The sequence below is a fragment of the Bartonella melophagi K-2C genome (assembly GCF_000278255.1).
Taxonomy (GTDB): Bacteria; Pseudomonadota; Alphaproteobacteria; order Rhizobiales; family Rhizobiaceae; genus Bartonella; species Bartonella melophagi.
This window is the reverse complement of the sequence record NZ_JH725081.1, coordinates 400,074-418,622: the sequence shown is the minus strand read 5'-3', so window position 1 is coordinate 418,622 and position 18,549 is coordinate 400,074. Positions and strand designations below refer to the sequence as shown.

Below are 18,549 nucleotides of genomic sequence, written 5' to 3'. Positions count from 1 at the left end.
CTTTTAAAAATACAACATTTTTCTGCTCAGACAATATAAGGTAACATATATACAAGGTAACAATGCGTAAAGATGAAAGCCAACGCCTTCTTGGTGCCATACCCCTCCCCAATGACCCAGACCGTTCCTTAAGACCACAAGTTCTTGATGATTTTATTGGTCAAGAAGCAGCGCGTGCAAATTTAAAAATATTTATTGAAGCAGCAAAAGCACGTAAAGAAGCTTTAGATCACGTTTTATTTGTAGGGCCGCCAGGTTTAGGAAAAACAACACTTTCGCAAATTATGGCTAAGGAATTAGGCGTTAATTTTCGTTCAACATCAGGGCCAGTCATCGCCAAAGCAGGTGATTTAGCAGCTCTTTTAACCAACCTAGAAGAACGTGATGTTTTGTTTATTGATGAAATTCACCGTTTAAATCCAGCTATTGAAGAAATTCTTTACCCAGCAATGGAAGATTATCAACTTGATTTAATCATTGGTGAAGGCCCAGCAGCACGTTCAGTCAAAATTGACCTTGCTAAATTCACCTTAGTGGCAGCAACCACACGTTTAGGGTTATTGACCACCCCCTTACGAGATCGTTTTGGCATCCCCATCCGGTTAAGTTTTTATACCATAGAAGAATTAGAATATATCGTTCAGCGTAATGCCCGCCTTTTTTCAGTCCAGATAAGCGATGATGGTGCCCATGAAATTGCATGTCGTGCACGTGGCACTCCACGAATTGCAGGAAGACTGTTGCGCCGGGTTTGTGACTTTGCTCTGGTTAAAGGTGCAGAAAAAATTGACCGCTTCATTGCAGATGAAGCCCTTTCGCGCCTTGAGGTCGACCACCTCGGTCTTGACCCTTTAGACCGACGCTATCTGATCCTCATTGCAGAAACTTTCCTAGGTGGCCCCGTTGGCATTGAAACAATTGCGGCTGCTCTCTCAGAACCACGTGATGCCATTGAAGATATTATTGAACCCTATCTCCTCCAACAAGGCTTTATCCAGCGTACAGCTCGCGGACGAATTATTACAGAAAAAGCTTGGGCGCATCTAGGGCTTTGTGCCCCTGAACCAGCAGCCTCACAAAAATCTGCGCCATCAGCTGACACAGATCATTCCTCAATACAACCCACTCTATGGGAAAAAGAAGATGACTAAGATACCCCCCAACAATAATACACACACAACCAACTCTTGCACCAACAACACCTCTCACGCTCATAACACGCCCCCTAACAATCCCCATACCAATAACTCTCTCGCCAATGACACTTGTATCAACAATACTTGTGTCAACGACACTTTAACCGATTATAGTGGGGATAGTTTAACTTATGTTCATGACCTCCCCACAAGAGTCTATGTTGCAGATACCGACTTTTCTGGCGTCGTATATCATGCGCGTTATTTGGAATTTTTTGAGCGAGGGCGCTCAGAATTCTTGCGAAACATAGGGTGTAATAACGTAGAGCTAGCATCAGGCGCACGATTTGCATCAGGCACAGGAGAAAAACTATTTTTTGTCGTGCATCGCATAAACATTACTTATTCCCGCCCTGCACATATCGATAATCTTTTAACGGTTAAAACACGACTAGAGTGTGTTCAAGGAGCACGCTTTTTTATGAATCAACAAATCATGCGGGGTAACACCTTGTTGGTTGAAGCAAAAGTGACACTTGCTATTATGAATCAAGCAGGAAAACCCCGCCGTTTACCTAAAGATCTTTTTTCTTCCACACTTGTTTCAAAATGAAACTGACTTATTTTAAAATAACAAAGAAAACAAGTAATTTTGAGTATTTTTTTACTTAAGTATTCTTTTTGTTTAGAAACTTGAAACTTTGTTTTGTCAAATTTAGAAACTATAAAACAATATGCTTTAATGGGATTTTAAAATAAATCTTTCATTTAAAGGAACGACTATCATGGCGCACATAGGACTTGGCTCTCCAGATACCCTTGGAATGTGGAGTTTGTTTATGCAAGCCAATTGGGTTGTCAAAGCTGTCATGATTGGGCTTATTCTCGCGTCAATATGGAGCTGGGCGATCATTATCGATAAAATATTCATTTACCGAAAAATACGTTATAACATTAAACAGTTTGAGCAAATTTTTTGGTCAGGTAAATCTTTAGAAGAGCTTTATGTAACCTATCAAAACCAGCATACTAACAGCATCTGCGTTGTTTTTATAGCAGCAATGACGGAATGGAAAAAATCTCTTACCAAAGGGGTTCAACCATCGTTGAATTTACAAAGCAGAATTGAAAAAGCCATGGATCTAGCCTTAGGGCGTGAAAGTGCAAAAATAGAATCAAAATTAGGCTTTTTAGCCACACTTGGATCAGCAGCTCCCTTTATCGGCTTATTTGGAACGGTTGTCGGAATTATGAATTCATTTCTTTCAATTTCGGCTTCTCAAAATACATCCCTTGCAGTAGTAGCACCAGGCATTGCAGAAGCTCTTTTAGCAACAGCAATTGGCCTGTTAGCTGCCATCCCAGCTGTGATTGCTTACAACAAACTCATGCATGAAAGCACTCAAATCATAACGCATATAGAAGGCTTTGCTGATGAATTTTCAACGATTATGTCACGGCAAATTGATGAGAAAATAACCTCAAACTCATTACAATAGGTGGCTTTCAATGGCACTTTCTCTTGCTTCTCCTTCTCAGAAAAACACACGAAAACGCCGTCGCTTGCAAAATCGTTTAATCAGCGAAATTAATATCACGCCTTTTGTGGATGTAATGCTCGTTTTATTGATTATTTTTATGGTTTCTGCTCCCCTTTTGGTCAATGGTGTTCCTCTTGATTTACCCCAAAGCCAAGCAGGACCAGTGCAAACACAGCGTCCTCCTTTAACGGTTTCACTTGATGCGCAAGGGCGTTTGGCAATCAATCAAGACTATTATTCCACATCACAGGCATTGATTACAAAATTAAAAGAGCAGCTATCAGTCGATCAAACATTGCAAAACCAACGCATTTTTGTGCGTGCTGCCAAAACTATTGAATATGAAAAAGTTTTACAACTTCTTGTTGATATTCAAAAGGCCGGTTTTTCGCAAGTCGCTTTAGCCAGTTTAGCGCAATAATAAAATCATAAAGAACTAGATAATCGGCAAAAGGCGCACACAAAACCATACAACAGTCGAGCAACAGTAAAAAAGCTAAGGCTTAAAGAAGATGAATACAAGTTCTCATCATAGCATGAAAAAAAGCTTAGCTTTCTCACTTGCAGCCCATATAGTCATTCTCATCTGGGGTGAAATACACCTGATACATCCCACCTCTTTTCCTCAACACCAATTAGAGGCCATTCCCATCACCTTAGCCCCTCTTGATCAAGAGCTTGCAAGTACACAAGGCTCAGAAAATGCACCATTTAACGAACGCCCAGCACCAAAACCAACCACACAACCACAAGAAAAAGAAAATGCACACCACATAGGTGATGGAAAACTCGACAGTCAAACTCCCTTAAAGCCAAAAGAAAAACTACAAAATAAAAATGTTGAGACAACGCCTCTCTCTTTTGGTGAAAAAGATGCATCTGGAATACAAGCACAATCCCTTACAACACCAGAAATCACCTCAAAAATCACTGAAGAAACACCAAAAAACGAAAATATAACCCTGCCAGAAGAACCACAAACACCAGAAATACCTGTTCCAACAGAACCTGAAAATAAACTACAGCCAACCACCGTTCAGCTACCAACAAATGTCCCTCATCCAACGACAAAAATGAAACCAAAACCCACCAAACACGCTTCTTCCCAAAGCGCACAATCTTCTCAGAAAAAAGGTGAACAAACAATTGAAGATATTCTAGCGATGGATGAAAGCAATCTAATCAATCGTGCACGCACGCAAGGAGGTGGCGCAAAACGCTCTAAAGAACAACAATCTCAAGGAGCGCGAAAAGATATTGGCGATACCACAAAAATAGCACAAACCCTCGTCAATCTTGTGGGCGCATGTATTCAAAAAAAGCTTAAACTTGTTGCTATTGGTGGAAATTTAAATAACCGTCCAGTTGTGCGTCTGCAGTTTCAATTAAACCGTAATGGAATGATTATAGGCACACCAATCATTGAACCCCTAAAAGGTGATGAAAACCAACAAGCTGTTATGATTCAACAAGTATATGCGGCCGTTTTTGCATGCCAACCCTACCCAGATCTCCCACGTGACCAATATAACTTATGGGGGCAAGGTTTTGATTTTAATGTTGATCCCCTTCAAGAGAAAGTTCTATAACAAGAAAAAACTCTATAATCCAAGAGAAAACTCTTAAAAAGAGAAAACCCATATAATATGAGATATTATCTCTCTTAAAAGAAAGGATAAACCAGCATGACAGGAATGAGATACACTCTTTTTTCTTGGTTGATTGTTACCATAAGTGTATGGCTTTCCAGTTTTTCATCAGCCCATGCACAACTGAAGGGGACTATCTCTAGTGCTGATTTTAACCCCATCTCGATCGCAATCACAGATTTTATATCCAATGATTCAATAGGGCTGAAAATTGCTGCTGTTGTTGCAGCAGATCTTGAACGGTCTGGACTTTTTTTACCACTAAACAAAACATCCTTTCCTGAAACAATCATCAACCCCGACAGCCAGCCACGTTTTCTTGAATGGCAACACACAAATATCCAGGGGTTGGTTAGCGGACATGTCAACAGAGAAGCAAACGGACGACTAAGAATTGACTTTCGTTTATGGGATGTCTTTGGTAACCGCCAAATCAAAGGGCGGCGATTTTATACAGCTCCAGAACACTGGCGACGCGTTGCGCATATGGTTGCAGATGAAATCTACAGTAAAATGACAGGCGAACGTGGCTATTTTGATACACGCATTGTTTTTGTTGATGAAACAGGCCCGCGCGATGCACGGATTAAACGCTTAGCTATTATGGATCAAGATGGCGCAAATCTAACCTATCTTTCCGATGGGAGCGAATTAGTTCTCACACCTCGTTTCTCACCCAATAGGCAAGAAATTACCTATATGGCATATGATAAGAATAAAACACCTCATGTGTATCTTCAGCAAATTGAAATGGGGCAAAGAGAATTAATTGGAACTTTTGACAATATGACAATTGCCCCTCGCTTTTCGCCAGATGGGCAAAAAGTAATTATGAGTTTATTACAAAATAATGGCAGTGCAAACCTTTACACGATGGATCTGCACACACGCACCATGACGCGCTTAACCACAACTAAAGCTATTGATACTTCAGCTTCTTATTCACCTGATGGCAAACAGATCGTCTTTTCATCCGACCGCGATGGTACACCACAAATTTATGTCATGAATGCCGATGGCACTAACCCTCACCGTATTTCTTTTAATGAGGGCAGCTATTCCACCCCTGTTTGGTCACCACGCGGTGACTATATTGCTTTTACAAAACAATTTCAGGGACAATTCTCCATTGGCGTTATGCACCCCGATGGGCAAAACGAACGACTTTTAACCACAGGTTTTCATAATGAAGGGCCCACTTGGGCACCCAATGGTCGTGTGCTCATGTTCTTTCGTCAAAACGCGGGTGTAGGAACAAAAATTTACACAATCGATATTACTGGGCGCAATGAACGCCAATTACCAACCCCCCATGATGCCTCTGACCCAGCATGGTCAGCCTTGCTCACTGTGCATTCATATAGCAAATAAACAAAACCAACCAACACACACGTATCTTGCAATGGCGCTTTATTAATCTTCGGCAATTATAATGAAACCGTCCCGACTCTAAATACTGCCACTCTCATAATCACCGTATCTACCTATCACCACACCCACTCTATACACTACACCCCTACCCAATACACTATAACCACCCTACATATCGCATCTCTTATATACCATCTACCGCACATTTCCACACCATGGCCATAGCTTCTACCCTACGTAGGCTTCCACACCCCATACATCCGTCCTATGCACGCATCCCCACCCGTGGGCATGCTTGAAAAAAGCCTTCACTTTAATACCATCAACCATAGCTTCTACCACACCACAGCAGACACAAGCAGATGCACTTAAGGGCAAAACATAACTCCAATCATGATAATGCACACAATCAACGCGTCAACAACGACTGGCCACTCTCACGATAATCGTGCTTTACCCACATAAATGGTCAAGCACAAGAATGTTCGTGCTCTTTTGTCCATTGTCCTAAAGCTGCCAGATGGTTCATCCGTGCACGGTGATAAAAAGCCTTTTGTGCAGCTGCAACATTGTCCTGTTTTCCATACCATGTCTTCAAAGCAGCAGATTGCAACGCACGACCGTAAGAAAAAGTCAATGTCCAAGGCCATGGGCCTGAAGCATTCATAGCTGATAAATGAGCCGTGGCTTCCTCATCTGACTGGCCCCCTGAAAGAAAAGCAATTCCTGGAACAGCAGCAGGAACAGTCTGTTTGAGCACACAAAGAGTTTTTTCAGCCACTTCTTCAACACAAGCTTTGCGCGCATCTTTCCCATCAATCACCATATTGGGTTTTAAAATCATACCCTCAAGTACGACCCGTGCCTCAAATAATTCTGTAAATACTGTCTTTAAAACCGCTTGTGTCACCTCAAAGCAGCGCGCAATTGAATGCTGGCGCGACTGGCCATCCATTAGCACCTCTGGCTCCACAATCGGCACAAGGCCTGCCTCCTGGCATAAAGCAGCATAACGTGCCAAAGCTTGTGCATTTTGACGTATAGCTCCTCTTGTTGGCAAAGAACACTCATCAATAGTAATCACCGCACGCCATTTGGCAAAACGTGCTCCCAAAGTAAAATAGTCCTTTAAACGTTCCCGAAGGCCATCTAACCCTTCTGTAATCGTCTCATGAGAAAAAGCTGCCAACGGCTTAGCGCCCGTGTCAACCTTAATACCTGGCAGCACACCAACATCTCGAATCAGATCGGTCAACATTCGACCAGAGGATGCTTTTTGACGAATGGTTTCATCAAATAAAATCACACCAGAAATAGCGCATTTCATAGCATCCTTTGCAGTAAAAAGCATTTCACGATAAGCCCGGCGATGATCCTCATTTGCCTCTAAACCAATTGATTCAAACCGTTTACCAATTGTCGCATTGCTTTCATCTGCCGCCAAAATGCCTTTTCCTGCACTCATCAAAGAAAGCGCTATATCTTCAAGACGTTCTTCCATAAAAAGCTCCTCTTTTTTCCCAATTTTTTAACAAAAATGGCCCATCAGAAAATTTCTCACCAACCATCATACACCATAACTTATTCAAGCCTGCATTAAAGCCAAAACACCAGGAAGGCTCTTGCCTTCCATCCATTCCAAAAAAGCACCCCCTGCCGTTGAAAGATAAGTAAAATCATTCGCAACACCCGCATGATTGAGTGCAAAAACTGTATCACCACCCCCAGCAATCGATACTAATTTACCTTGCTGAGTACGTTTTGCAACGTGACGCGCAACTGTAATCGTCCCCTGATCAAAGGGAGGAACCTCAAAAACACCAAGTGGCCCATTCCATACAACAGTCGCAACAGTATCAATCATCTCATTAATCCGAGCAATAGAATGGGGACCAATATCCAAAATCATCTCATCTTCAGAAATATCTTCAAGATCACACTGACGATGGGGAGTATTTTTCTTACAACGCAATCCCACCACCACATCCATCGGTAAAACAAGCTCACACTGATGTTCGTTTGCTTTTTCAATGATTTCTTCAACTGTTTCCATCAAAGTATGCTCATAGAGTGATTTACCAATAGCATAGCCTTGTGCCACTAAAAAACTATTAGCCATACCACCACCAATCACCAAAACATTGACCTTTTGAACCAAATGATTGAGCACAAAAAGCTTACTTGAAACCTTAGCACCACCCACAACAGCTGCCAACGGATACGCCGGATCACCAAGCCCTTGTTCTAAAGCATGCAATTCGCGTTGCAAAGAACGCCCCGCATAAGAAGGCAAAAAATGCGTAATTCCCTCTGTTGAGGCATGAGCACGATGAGAAACAGAAAAAGCATCATTCACATAAATGTCAGCACTACATGCTAAAGCTTCAGCAAAAGCATCATCATTGTCCTCTTCATCTTGATGAAAACGCAAATTTTCAAGAAGCAGAATCTCACCCTCTTTTAAGGCTTGAATAGTAAAACGCACTTCAAGACCAAAACATTTGTCCAAAAAAGAAACTTCCTGACCCATGATTTTGGAAAGAGCCTGTGCAACAGGACGAAGCGAAAGCTCTGGAACCTTCTGCCCTTTAGGGCGACCACAATGGGAAATCAGTATAATCTTAGCACCACGCTTTTGCAGTTCAACCAGTGTTTCTTTATGCCGCTTAAGACGCGTTTCATCACATACTCTTCCATGTAACATCGGGACATTAAAATCCACCCGCACCAGCACACATTTTCCTGCAACATCGACCTCATCAATTGTCCGAAACCCCATCACTACTCCCTCTTTTTTATTTTTGCTCATCAATTGTTTAGCTTAACTCTTTTACCCAAAAAGTTCTCGCAACCCACATGCCTCTTATTGAAACCTCTTAATCAAACAGCAATACCTCCTTTTAGTCCAAGACTAAAAACAGTCCTCACTTCCATCCTTTTGAAAAAAGACCCTTTTCTTTAAAAGAAATTTCATCAAGCTTACTGCCACAAAGAAAACTCTCGCTAGCATGCCCATCAAAAAAGAACAAACGGCCCTCTTTCAGCCCTCCTTTTTTTTACAAGGTTTTAGCAAAAGCTACAGCAGTATCAGCCATGCGGTTTGAAAAACCCCACTCATTATCGTACCAAACAAGAACCCGACAAAGCCTACCATCGACAACTTTGGTTTGCTCAGCTTGGACAATGGCCGAATGTGGATTATGATTAAAATCACTGCTGACAAGCTTTTCTTCTGTATAGTCTAAAATCCCCTTAAGCTGACCTTGCGCAGCATTACAAATGGCAGCATTAATTTCTTCAACAGTTGTGGAACGCTGAGCCGTAAATGTCAAATCAACAACAGAAACATTAGGCGTTGGAACACGAATGGCTACCCCATCTAACAGACCTTTTAATTCCGGCAAAACCAATCCTACTGCCTTAGCAGCCCCTGTTGATGTAGGGATCATAGAAAGAGCAGCAGCACGAGAACGGTAAAGATCACGATGCATTGTATCTAAAACAGGTTGATCACCCGTATAGGAATGGATTGTCGTCATAAAGCCCTTTTCAATGCCAACAACCTTGTGAAGCACTTGCGCAACAGGTGCCAAACAATTGGTTGTGCAAGAAGCATTCGACACCACCTGGTGTTCTTTACTTAAAGTCTGGTGGTTAACCCCATACACCACAGTCAAATCAGCATCATTAGAAGGTGCAGAAATAAGAACACGCTTTGCACCCGCCACCAAGTGAGCACTGGCTTTATCGCGCTCGGTAAAAAAACCTGTACATTCTAGGGCAACATCAATACCCAAATCCCTCCAAGGTAAATGCGCCGGGTCACGTTGTGCTGTTACCTGAATCAAACCACGCCCAATATCAAGTGCATCACCTACCACCTTAACAGATGCACCAAAACGCCCGTGCACCGAATCATAGCGTAATAAATGGGCATTGGTTTCTACAGGACCTAAATCATTGATCGCAACAACCTCAATATCTTTGCGTCCACTTTCAACAATAGCACGCAAAATAGAACGCCCAATACGACCAAATCCATTAATTGCAACGCGAATACTCATTTGATTTTTCCCTCATTGATTTGTTTCAATCTTTCTTCAACAACAGCAACTACATTTTCACATGTAATCCCAAAATGCATATAAAGATCGTCCATCGGTGCACTTGCACCAAATCCTTCCATACCAATAAATACACCATCACTGCCAATAAAATAATCCCACCCTTGCCGAATGGCTGCCTCAACAGCAATTTTAAGGGGTGCATTGCCAATTAAAGCATTTTGATAGGCAGCAGATTGTTCAAAAAACAGCTCAAAACAAGGGACCGAAACCACACGCGTTGGAATACCCTTCTCTTCTAAAATAGCATGAGCTTTTACAACAATTTCCACTTCTGAACCTGAAGCAAAAAGGGTAACTCGAGCCGTATCACTTGCCATCAGTAATTCATAAGCACCAAGCATACACAAATTGTCCTCTTTATAATCCCGGCGCAAAAGCGGTAAATTTTGCCTGCTCAAAGCCAAAGTAGAAGGCGTCTTACATGCTTTCAAAGCCAATTGCCAACATTCCACCGTTTCCATAGCATCAGCAGGCCTGAAAACAAAATGATTAGGAAGTGCGCGCAAAGAAGCCAAATGCTCTACTGGCTGATGAGTCGGCCCATCCTCACCAAGACCGATGGAATCATGGGTCATTACATAAATCACCCGCAACCCCATTAAGGAAGACAAACGCATGGCAGGGCGCATATAGTCAGAAAAACATAAAAAAGTCCCACCATAAGGAATGAACCCTCCATAAAGAGCAAGGCCATTCATCACTGCACCCATTGCATGCTCGCGAATACCATAGTGCAAATAACGGCCTGAAAAATTCTCAGCAGTAATGCTTTTCATCTGACTTGTTTTTGTACAGTTGGAACCGGTTAAATCAGCAGAACCACCAATGGTTTCAACAACCACTCCGTTAATGACTTCAAGAGCCATTTCAGAAGCTTTACGCGTTGCAACATGCGGACAATCTAGAACCAATTGTTTTTTATATTCATCAAGTACATTCTCAAAGCTACTTACAAGATCGCCACGCATCAACCGTTCAAATTCAGCCCGCTTTGACACAGGTAAAGCAGAAAGCTGTGCTTCCCACTTTTTTCGTTTTTTTGCAGCACTAAGACCTGCCAAACGCCAACTATCAAGAATATCAGCAGGAACAACAAAAGGCTCTTGTGCCCAACCTAAAGCTTTACGGGTTGCAGCAATTTCTTCTGCCCCCAAAGGTGACCCATGAATCTTATTAGTCCCCCCTTTACGAGGTGCCCCAAAACCAATAATTGTTTTACACGCAATGAGAGTGGGTTTATCAGAAATTTGTGCTGTCTCAATGGCTCGTGTCAATGCACTTTGATTATGCCCATTGACCTTAATGGTATTCCAACCACACGCTTTAAAACGCGCCACTTGGTCTGTACTATCTGTAAGAGAGATAGCCCCATCGATCGATATATCATTATCATCCCAAAATACAATCAGCTTATTTAGTTTTAAATGACCAGCAAGTGAAATTGCTTCTTGAGCTATGCCTTCCATTAAACATCCATCGCCGACCAAAACATAAGTATAATGGTTGATCAAATCACCAAAACGTGCGTTTAATAAACGCTCACCCAATGCCATCCCCACAGCATTGGCCAGCCCCTGTCCAAGTGGTCCGGTGGTTGTCTCAACTCCTGCACCATGACCATATTCTGGATGCCCAGCGATTTTAGAACCCATTTGGCGAAAATTGCGGATATCATCAAGAGAGACATCTTCATAGCCTGAAAGATACATTAAAGCATAAAGCAACATTGACCCATGCCCGGCCGACAAAATAAAGCGATCGCGGTTGGGCCAACGAGGTTTTTTGGGGTCATGAACTAAAAATTTTGTGTAAAGAACTGTCGCAATATCAGCCGCCCCCATTGGCAAGCCAGGGTGACCAGACTGTGCTTTTTCAATCGCATCAATAGCAAGAAAGCGAATAGCATTGGCCATTTGATTCTGTTGTTCAGTATTTGTCATGAATGATCGACCATTTTTTAATTTGTTATTTTTCCACAACTTGAAGACATTTCATAATACGTATATACTTTGCTGTATATGTCTTGTAATTACGTCTTTCTATTTTCTTTCTTACACTTTTTATGCCTCTAATTTTACGTTTTTACGCCCTTAAACTATGCCCTTAATATGATGCCAATTATACTTATAACATTTATGCCAACAGTGTTTAAAAATCCAGTTTTTAATTAATATCAACATCCTGTTTTTCTTGCCAAAATATTCTTTATCTTTCACAATAAAATCTACGCAACAAAAGAGAATGAGTGATTCGTCTTTATAAAAAGGCTTAAGTTAAAGGATATAATCACTATGAACCAAGAGACTGATATTCTGCCACAAGCTTTAAAGCAACTAGAAAAAGCACTCAGAAACTTAGAAGCTGCCATTACCAATCAGCATACTATTATCGATAAACACAATGAATGGGAAGCAGAAATTCAACAAATGAACGCTGATCGTAGCCGCCTTGCTCAAGAACTTGATAAATCAGAAGCCCATGCAGAACGGCTAGAGATAACCAATAAAGAGGTTTCCAAACGGTTGATTCGTGCTATGGAAACAATTCGTATTGTACTTGACAGGTGAAGGTTTAAACCATGGAAACTGTTTCTGTCACTATTGATGGTAAAATTTATCGTATGGCTTGCGATAAAGGGCAAGAAAGCCACCTTCAGCAGCTTGCTGCCCAATTAGATCAATATATCACACACCTGAAAAATGATTTTGGGGAAATCGGTGATCATCGTTTATCCGTTATGGCTGGCATTATGATTATCGATGAAATGGAAGAAATAAAACGAGAAAATAAAAAATTGCAAGAAAGCTATGCAACTCTCTTACAACAAAACTCTAAACGAGACCAAACCTTAAGCCAAATTGTGCACGAAACAACCAAGCGTATTGAAAAGCTGACTAATCAATTACTGCTGCAAGACGATGAGACTAATCTCACACCCTCTTAAAATAACAGAAAAAAGCATAAAGCATAAGGTTCTCATGCGTCCAAATAATCACTTAAATGTCAAAGCTTGCAAACACTCAAAGCACAAACCACACATTTTTTAAGCCTTATACCTTGCAAGCTTTTTGCTAAAAGTTAAGAGTATGCACCTGTTCAACAGGCTTCTTTGAGTACCTTTTTTAAAACACCCTTTAAAATCGTCAAACGCTCTTTGAAACGTTTGAACAACAAGAAGCAATACGCAATAAATTTGTTGCACCAGGCGTTCCAAAGGGAACCCCAGCAATCACAATAAACCGATCACCTGCCTTACAAAAGCCTCCCTGAAAAGCGATTGCAGCCGCACGATGAACCATATCATCTAAATCATGCGCATCCTCACTAACCACACAATGAAGCCCCCAAACCAAAGCCAACCGCCGCGCTGTTTTAATAATCGGCGATAAAGCAATGATGGGTATGTTTGGGCGTTCACGTGATGTACGCACACCCGTCGCACCTGAAGCAGTATAGGCAACAATAGCTTCCAACTGTAGCGTTTCAGCTATCTGACGCGCTGCAAAAGAAATAGCATCTGGCTCTGTTGCCTCTGGTTTGGGGCGCTGTGCATTAACCATTGTAGTATAGGTGTGATCGCGCTCCACCTGCTTTGCAATACGATCCATCATGCCCACAGCCTCTTCAGGGTAAAGACCAGAAGCTGATTCTGCCGATAACATCACCGCATCAACACCAGCATAAACAGCCGTAGCCACATCAGAAACTTCTGCCCGTGTTGGTACAGGCGCTGTAATCATTGATTCAAGCATCTGTGTTGCAACAACCACAGGTTTTCCTGCCAAACGACATGTTTTGATAATTTCCATCTGAAGAGATGGCACTTGTTCTAAAGGTACTTCCACCCCAAGGTCTCCCCGCGCAATCATAAGACTATCAGACACATCAATAATGTCTTCTATATGCTCTAAAGCCTGAGGTTTTTCGATCTTAGCCATCAAGGATACTTTGCCTTGTGTCAGCTTGCGAACCAATAAAATATCTTCCGGATGTTGGATAAAAGAAAGCGCCACCCAATCAACTGACTGTTCTAAAACAGCCATAAGATCAGCACGATCCTTTGATGTCATCACCCCACAAGACAAAACTGTATCAGGAAGGTTGATCCCCTTGTGATCAGAAATATGTGTTCCAGCAATCACACGGCACTCAATAGAAGTATCATCACAAGTTTCAGCCAAAAGTTCAAGCTTCCCATCATCTAGCAACAAACGATCACCTGGTTTAACAGCCGCTAAAACTTCCTTATGGGGTAAAAAAACACGCCGTGCATCACCAAGCATATCTTTATTATCTAATGTAAAACTCTGCCCAATAACCAAATCCTCTTTGCTATTTTTAAAACGTCCGATTCGTAATTTCGGCCCTTGCAAATCTGCTAAAATGCCAATAGGCCGACAAAGCGTCTTTTCAACAACCCGTATATGCTCAACCACATCACGCATTGTCGCATGATCTGTGTGGCTCATATTAATTCGAAAAACATCCGCTCCAGCTTTAAAAAGCTTTTCAATCATTGATATTGAAAAAGAAGAAGGACCAAGTGTAGCAATGATTTTAATCTTACGTGCACGTTTCATGGTGAACCCTCCCCTGAAGTATTAGGAGACTTTGAAATTGAATTATTCAAAAAAGGCTTATCAGTTAACTGGACCATCCAACTAGTTTGATCACCCGTATCAATTTCTTCAAATGTAGCCTTTTGAAATCCCCTAGCAAAACAATCATGAACACCTTCAATAATAAATTTGCTATCCTTTACACACATTGTTATAGAACCAACCCAATTTCCCTTTTTTTGTGCATCTTCTGCATATAAATAATAAAACCGTGATGAAAGGGGCCCATCGACCAGAGATTTACACACTGTAGGTGGAATAACCCACCAGCCTTCACTCACCCAGTCTGAAAGTGTGCGATAGCCAAGAGCAATACCCAGTGTTTTTTGAGTCATATTACAAACCCGAAAATCAGCTTTTACATATCCAGTAAATAAGAACAAAAGAAGAACACTCAATAAAAAAAACCTCAATTTTTTCTGTTTTCCCTGTTGAAACACACCTTTGTGCTTTTTAACACTTCCAAGCTCAATCTTACAAAAACGGTCCTTACAATAAAACATTCATCCCTTCTTTTTTTCTTCAAAATATTGCAACTTTAAAGCATAATTTATTATATTTTTATTTTGTCTTCTTTTTATCTTTCCTTTATCCATACATAGACTTATCTTCTCTTTATTCACGCATAGATTTCTTCATTCACACTATTTAAAGCTAATTTGTAAAAAAAGCGAAACGATTGATTTTTTTTCCACTTCTCAGGCATCCCTAATGTAAAAGTTTATTAATTCAAAAAGAGCCAATTTACAGTACATACCTTGGAGAACAATATAATGCGCACTCTAACTGATGAAACACAAGCTGTATCCGCTAACCAACTACGCGCTTTTATCGAACGTATTGAGCGATTAGAAGAAGAAAAAAAAGCGATTTCCGACGATATTAAAGACGTTTATACTGAACTTAAAGGATCTGGTTTTGACAGTAAAGCCGTGCGATACATTATACGACTGCGCAAAAAAGAAGATCATGAACGCAGTGAAGAAGAAGCAGTCATCCAACTTTATAAAAATGCACTCGGCATGGATTAATTTAAACAATGGATTAATTTAAATAATTGTCTTTTTCGATAGCTTCACGCAAAAGCTCAAGATCTAACCACTCTTCTTCTTTTTGCGTGCACAAGCTCTTTTTCTCTTCCAATGCTGCAGATAAACACTCAAAACGAGCCTGATCACAGCTATAAAGTGCAGGATCAGACAATTCTTTTTCAAGGTTTCTGATCTCATTTTGTAAAAGCGTTATGTGTTCAGGCAAGTTCTCCAGCGCGTAGACCTGCTTATAAGACAATCTGCGTGGCTTTATTTTTGAGGAAGAAGCTGTTTTTTTTCGACTATCACATGCAATAGGCTTTTGCAATTCTTGATGCTGCGCAAGTTCAACCCGCTTTCTTTGTGCCATCATATCGCTATAGCCACCAGCATAAAGTGTCCAGCGTCCATTGCCTTCAGGTGCTAAAATATGAGACACAGTCCGATCTAAAAAATCCCTATCATGGCTGACCACTATCACTGTTCCTGCAAAATCAGAAATAAGTTCTTGAAGCAAATCCAATGTTTCCATATCAAGATCATTGGTTGGTTCATCTAAAATCAAACAATTTGCAGGTTGTAATAAAAGCCGCGCTAACATTAAACGAGCTCTTTCTCCCCCTGATAATTCTTTAATAGGGGTGTAAGCTTGCTCGGGTAAAAACAAACAATCTTTAAGATAAGAAACAACATGGCGCTGCTGCCCATTAATGAGCACACTATCACCCCTGCCACCTGTCAAATAATGTGCTAAAGTTTCTTCCCCATTTAAAATCCGCTGTTGATCAAGTAGAGCCATCACCACATTAACCCCATGCTTAATCACCCCACTGTCTGCCGACTCGCGGCCAATCAAAACAGAAAGAAGCGTTGTTTTTCCGATACCATTGGGACCTACAATGCCAATCTTGTCACCACGCTGCAAACGCAATGAAAAATCTTTAACAATAACGCACTCACCATAAGACTTAGAAATCCGTTTTGCTTCAAGCACCAACTGACCACAATCTTGGCGTTCAGATACCGCAAAAAGCGCACGCTCTGCAGGCCCTTTATAGGTTCGATGAAGTTTTCGCATCTCCTTTAATGCACTCAAACGCCGTTCATTACGCTTGCGCCTTGCGCTTACTCCATAGCGCACCCATTGCTCTTCACGAACAATCTGACGCTCCAATTTATGATGATCACGAGCCTCTTTTTCCAGCTCTTTATCACGCCAACTTTCAAATGCAGAAAAACGCTTTTCAACCCTTTTAGTCACACCCCGATCAAGCCACACTGTTGAATGCGCCACTGTTTCTAAAAATCGCCGATCATGCGAAATGACAACAATAGCTGAACGTAAAGAACACAAAACACCTTCAAGCCACTCAATAGTTGATACATCAAGATGATTGGTCGGTTCATCTAATAAAAGAATATCTGGCTTTGCTGCAATCGCCTGCAGTAAGGATACGCGCCGCTTTTCTCCACCAGAAAGCGTTGCTAATTTCTCAGTCCCAACAAAACCAAGATCTCTAAGAAGGGTCTGCACCCATTGAACATCATGCCCATCGTTTAAACCAGCCTCTACACAAGTATAAACATCATCACCCCCTGAAAAATCAGAGCTTTGTGATACATAACGCACACAAGCACGAGGGTGGTGAAAAATTTCACCTTCATTGGGTTCTAATAGACCAGCTGCAATTTTTAAGAGTGTTGACTTTCCACACCCATTGCGGCCAACAAGTGCAATACGTTCCCCCTGCCCAACCGATAAGCAAGCCCGATTGAGCAAAGGGGTTGTTCCAAAAGTTAAAACAATACGATCAAGTCGTAAAAGTGGTACGCCCATTAATAAGGCTGTACGAGTTGCGGGCAAGGAGCCTGATAAAGCTGACCTCTCGTGTTACGATAGGTGCATAATTGTGGCACAGGTTGTGGGCAAGGAGCTTGATAAAGTTGACCTCTCACATCACGATAGGTGCACAATGGTACTTGCTGAGACATTTGCTGTTTTTTCTGAGCAGCAGCAGCACCTGTTACTGTACCTGCAATAGCACCAATTGCTGCACCTGGAACCGCTCCAGAACTGCTTCCACTAATCGCTGTTCCGGCTAAAGCACCTAATGCAGCACCACCAACACCATATCCTGCAACTGTTTGCTCAGTTGTTGTGCAAGCTACTGAGCCTAACCCAACGATTGCAATAATCGTCATTGTTAAAATTGACTTTAACATATCAAAACCCTTTCCTTTGTTAAAAACAAAATAAAGTTACATGTATCTATCAACCCTTATCCTTTTTGCTCTCACTATTTTATTCTTATACATTAAAAAGAGCTTCGTAGAATAAGTATAGATATTCACAATATACCTTTGCTATACATACCATAAATGGCAATAAAAAGTTCTACAAATACAATGAGTTTATCATGGTATGAATCATAATAATATGAATTATGAATATTGTACCAGGAGCTACTTTTTAAAAAACTCCTGAAATTTCTGTATCTACTTAAAGCACCCTCAACCAAAACATTAATAGGGCACCATAAACACTATAATCTGCAATTTATTGCTTAGTTGTTTTATAAACTACTCAGTTCAACTTAATGATTGAAACAATCGCCTTTTGTTAAAACTGATCTTAGGCATATTAAAACTCCCTCCTTGTAAAAATAAAACCATATGCCTTATTAGCACATATCTCTCTGCCCCCGCTATTTTATTTATGCATTAAAAAGAGCTTTATGGAATTAAGTATAGATGCTTATAATATAAGTAATATAGTCTCCACATTATAAATAGCAACAAAGAGTTGCATAAATATTTAGCATTCAGCGGCAATTGCACTGCTGTACTCACAGTTATCGCAAATTTTCTTAAGTTATCTCCAAGAATTATCTTTCCTGTCACACATCCCTAACGCATGATCAACTGGCAAATCACTAAAAAGAGCATCGAACAATTCCGGATCAACGTGTCTAAAAGCCATTGAACTTAAACTAACAACTAAAACAATTACCATTGTTAAAATTGGTTTTAACATATCAAAACCCTTTCTTTGCTAAAAACAAAATGAATTTATAT

The 18,549-nt window shown here is 41.0% G+C and carries 18 protein-coding genes; 9 read left to right on the top strand and 9 right to left on the bottom strand.

The window, feature by feature from the left end; genetic code table 11:
- The first annotated feature begins 62 nt into the window (after nt 1-62).
- The 6 genes from ruvB to tolB all read left to right on the top strand — a co-directional run bounded on the left by ruvB (nt 63) and on the right by tolB (nt 5,697).
- Nucleotides 63-1,151, top strand: a complete 1,089-nt coding sequence (gene ruvB / locus ME3_RS01685; protein WP_007476529.1) for a Holliday junction branch migration DNA helicase RuvB — start codon at nt 63-65, stop codon at nt 1,149-1,151.
- A gap of 118 nt (nt 1,152-1,269) precedes the next feature.
- Complete coding sequence (locus ME3_RS01680; RefSeq protein WP_039952442.1) at nt 1,270-1,749, top strand: YbgC/FadM family acyl-CoA thioesterase; 480 nt, start codon at nt 1,270-1,272, stop codon at nt 1,747-1,749.
- A 172-nt stretch (nt 1,750-1,921) separates the two neighbouring features.
- On the top strand, nt 1,922-2,635 hold the full coding sequence (gene tolQ / locus ME3_RS01675) for a protein TolQ (protein WP_007476525.1): 714 nt from the start codon (nt 1,922-1,924) through the stop codon (nt 2,633-2,635).
- 10 nt (nt 2,636-2,645) lie between these two features.
- Nucleotides 2,646-3,098, top strand: a complete 453-nt coding sequence (gene tolR, locus ME3_RS01670) for a protein TolR (protein ID WP_007476524.1) — start codon at nt 2,646-2,648, stop codon at nt 3,096-3,098.
- A gap of 91 nt (nt 3,099-3,189) precedes the next feature.
- Nucleotides 3,190-4,266, top strand: coding sequence for a hypothetical protein (locus tag ME3_RS01665; protein ID WP_007476522.1), 1,077 nt, complete (start codon nt 3,190-3,192; stop codon nt 4,264-4,266).
- A 96-nt stretch (nt 4,267-4,362) separates the two neighbouring features.
- Complete coding sequence (gene tolB, locus ME3_RS01660; protein ID WP_007476520.1) at nt 4,363-5,697, top strand: Tol-Pal system beta propeller repeat protein TolB; 1,335 nt, start codon at nt 4,363-4,365, stop codon at nt 5,695-5,697.
- A gap of 469 nt (nt 5,698-6,166) precedes the next feature.
- Here tolB and ME3_RS01655 read toward each other — a convergent pair whose 3' ends face one another.
- The 4 genes from ME3_RS01655 to tkt form a co-directional block, all read right to left on the bottom strand.
- Nucleotides 6,167-7,198 carry a class I fructose-bisphosphate aldolase gene (locus tag ME3_RS01655; RefSeq protein WP_007476518.1) on the bottom strand — a complete coding sequence of 344 codons (1,032 nt, stop codon included), beginning with the start codon at nt 7,196-7,198 and terminating at the stop codon, nt 6,167-6,169.
- Nucleotides 7,199-7,282: 84 nt separating this feature from the next.
- Nucleotides 7,283-8,476: a phosphoglycerate kinase gene (locus ME3_RS01650; RefSeq protein WP_007476516.1), complete on the bottom strand. Its 1,194-nt coding sequence runs from the start codon at nt 8,474-8,476 to the stop codon at nt 7,283-7,285.
- Nucleotides 8,477-8,753: 277 nt separating this feature from the next.
- A complete protein-coding gene (gene gap, locus ME3_RS01645) occupies nt 8,754-9,761 on the bottom strand; it encodes a type I glyceraldehyde-3-phosphate dehydrogenase (RefSeq protein ID WP_007476514.1) in 1,008 nt (335 codons plus the stop codon).
- Entirely contained in the window at nt 9,758-11,764 is a 2,007-nt protein-coding gene (gene tkt, locus ME3_RS01640) for a transketolase (RefSeq protein WP_007476513.1), read from the bottom strand. The genes gap and tkt overlap by 4 nt, the downstream gene beginning before the upstream one ends.
- Before the next feature lie 351 nt (nt 11,765-12,115).
- Here tkt and ME3_RS01635 point away from each other — a divergent pair, with 351 nt between their 5' ends.
- Both ME3_RS01635 and ME3_RS01630 read left to right on the top strand, forming a co-directional pair.
- Nucleotides 12,116-12,391, top strand: a complete 276-nt coding sequence (locus tag ME3_RS01635; RefSeq protein ID WP_007476510.1) for a DUF4164 domain-containing protein — start codon at nt 12,116-12,118, stop codon at nt 12,389-12,391.
- Between the two features lie 11 nt (nt 12,392-12,402).
- Nucleotides 12,403-12,768, top strand: coding sequence for a cell division protein ZapA (locus ME3_RS01630; protein WP_007476508.1), 366 nt, complete (start codon nt 12,403-12,405; stop codon nt 12,766-12,768).
- A 199-nt stretch (nt 12,769-12,967) separates the two neighbouring features.
- Here the strand turns inward: ME3_RS01630 and pyk are convergent, their stop codons facing one another.
- The gene (pyk, locus tag ME3_RS01625) at nt 12,968-14,404 is read right to left on the bottom strand and encodes a pyruvate kinase (RefSeq protein ID WP_007476506.1); all 1,437 of its coding nucleotides are present in this window, start codon (nt 14,402-14,404) and stop codon (nt 12,968-12,970) included.
- Nucleotides 14,401-14,946, bottom strand: a complete 546-nt coding sequence (locus tag ME3_RS01620; RefSeq protein WP_007476504.1) for a DUF1036 domain-containing protein — start codon at nt 14,944-14,946, stop codon at nt 14,401-14,403. Before ME3_RS01620 ends, pyk begins: the two co-directional genes overlap by 4 nt.
- 270 nt (nt 14,947-15,216) lie before the next feature.
- Here ME3_RS01620 and ME3_RS01615 point away from each other — a divergent pair, with 270 nt between their 5' ends.
- Complete coding sequence (locus ME3_RS01615) at nt 15,217-15,474, top strand: DUF2312 domain-containing protein (RefSeq protein ID WP_007476503.1); 258 nt, start codon at nt 15,217-15,219, stop codon at nt 15,472-15,474.
- A 13-nt stretch (nt 15,475-15,487) separates the two neighbouring features.
- Here the strand turns inward: ME3_RS01615 and ME3_RS01610 are convergent, their stop codons facing one another.
- From ME3_RS01610 to ME3_RS06915, 3 genes are all read right to left on the bottom strand, one after another.
- Nucleotides 15,488-17,311, bottom strand: coding sequence for an ABC-F family ATP-binding cassette domain-containing protein (locus tag ME3_RS01610; RefSeq protein ID WP_007476501.1), 1,824 nt, complete (start codon nt 17,309-17,311; stop codon nt 15,488-15,490).
- Nucleotides 17,311-17,697 carry a glycine zipper domain-containing protein gene (locus ME3_RS01605; protein ID WP_007476499.1) on the bottom strand — a complete coding sequence of 129 codons (387 nt, stop codon included), beginning with the start codon at nt 17,695-17,697 and terminating at the stop codon, nt 17,311-17,313. Before ME3_RS01605 ends, ME3_RS01610 begins: the two co-directional genes overlap by 1 nt.
- A 649-nt stretch (nt 17,698-18,346) precedes the next feature.
- Entirely contained in the window at nt 18,347-18,508 is a 162-nt protein-coding gene (locus tag ME3_RS06915; protein WP_007476497.1) for a hypothetical protein, read from the bottom strand.
- Nucleotides 18,509-18,549: the final 41 nt, after the last annotated feature.

Coding starts and splice junctions, on each gene's coding strand:
- ruvB (WP_007476529.1), top strand. CDS start 63: ATGCGTAAAGATGAAAGCCAACGCCTTCTTGGTGCCATACCCCTCCCC.
- tolQ (WP_007476525.1), top strand. CDS start 1,922: ATGGCGCACATAGGACTTGGCTCTCCAGATACCCTTGGAATGTGGAGT.
- tolR (WP_007476524.1), top strand. CDS start 2,646: ATGGCACTTTCTCTTGCTTCTCCTTCTCAGAAAAACACACGAAAACGC.
- ME3_RS01665 (WP_007476522.1), top strand. CDS start 3,190: ATGAATACAAGTTCTCATCATAGCATGAAAAAAAGCTTAGCTTTCTCA.
- tolB (WP_007476520.1), top strand. CDS start 4,363: ATGACAGGAATGAGATACACTCTTTTTTCTTGGTTGATTGTTACCATA.
- ME3_RS01655 (WP_007476518.1), bottom strand. CDS start 7,198: ATGGAAGAACGTCTTGAAGATATAGCGCTTTCTTTGATGAGTGCAGGA.
- ME3_RS01650 (WP_007476516.1), bottom strand. CDS start 8,476: ATGGGGTTTCGGACAATTGATGAGGTCGATGTTGCAGGAAAATGTGTG.
- gap (WP_007476514.1), bottom strand. CDS start 9,761: ATGAGTATTCGCGTTGCAATTAATGGATTTGGTCGTATTGGGCGTTCT.
- tkt (WP_007476513.1), bottom strand. CDS start 11,764: ATGACAAATACTGAACAACAGAATCAAATGGCCAATGCTATTCGCTTT.
- ME3_RS01635 (WP_007476510.1), top strand. CDS start 12,116: ATGAACCAAGAGACTGATATTCTGCCACAAGCTTTAAAGCAACTAGAA.
- ME3_RS01630 (WP_007476508.1), top strand. CDS start 12,403: ATGGAAACTGTTTCTGTCACTATTGATGGTAAAATTTATCGTATGGCT.
- pyk (WP_007476506.1), bottom strand. CDS start 14,404: ATGAAACGTGCACGTAAGATTAAAATCATTGCTACACTTGGTCCTTCT.
- ME3_RS01620 (WP_007476504.1), bottom strand. CDS start 14,946: ATGTTTTATTGTAAGGACCGTTTTTGTAAGATTGAGCTTGGAAGTGTT.
- ME3_RS01615 (WP_007476503.1), top strand. CDS start 15,217: ATGCGCACTCTAACTGATGAAACACAAGCTGTATCCGCTAACCAACTA.
- ME3_RS01610 (WP_007476501.1), bottom strand. CDS start 17,311: ATGGGCGTACCACTTTTACGACTTGATCGTATTGTTTTAACTTTTGGA.
- ME3_RS01605 (WP_007476499.1), bottom strand. CDS start 17,697: ATGTTAAAGTCAATTTTAACAATGACGATTATTGCAATCGTTGGGTTA.
- ME3_RS06915 (WP_007476497.1), bottom strand. CDS start 18,508: ATGTTAAAACCAATTTTAACAATGGTAATTGTTTTAGTTGTTAGTTTA.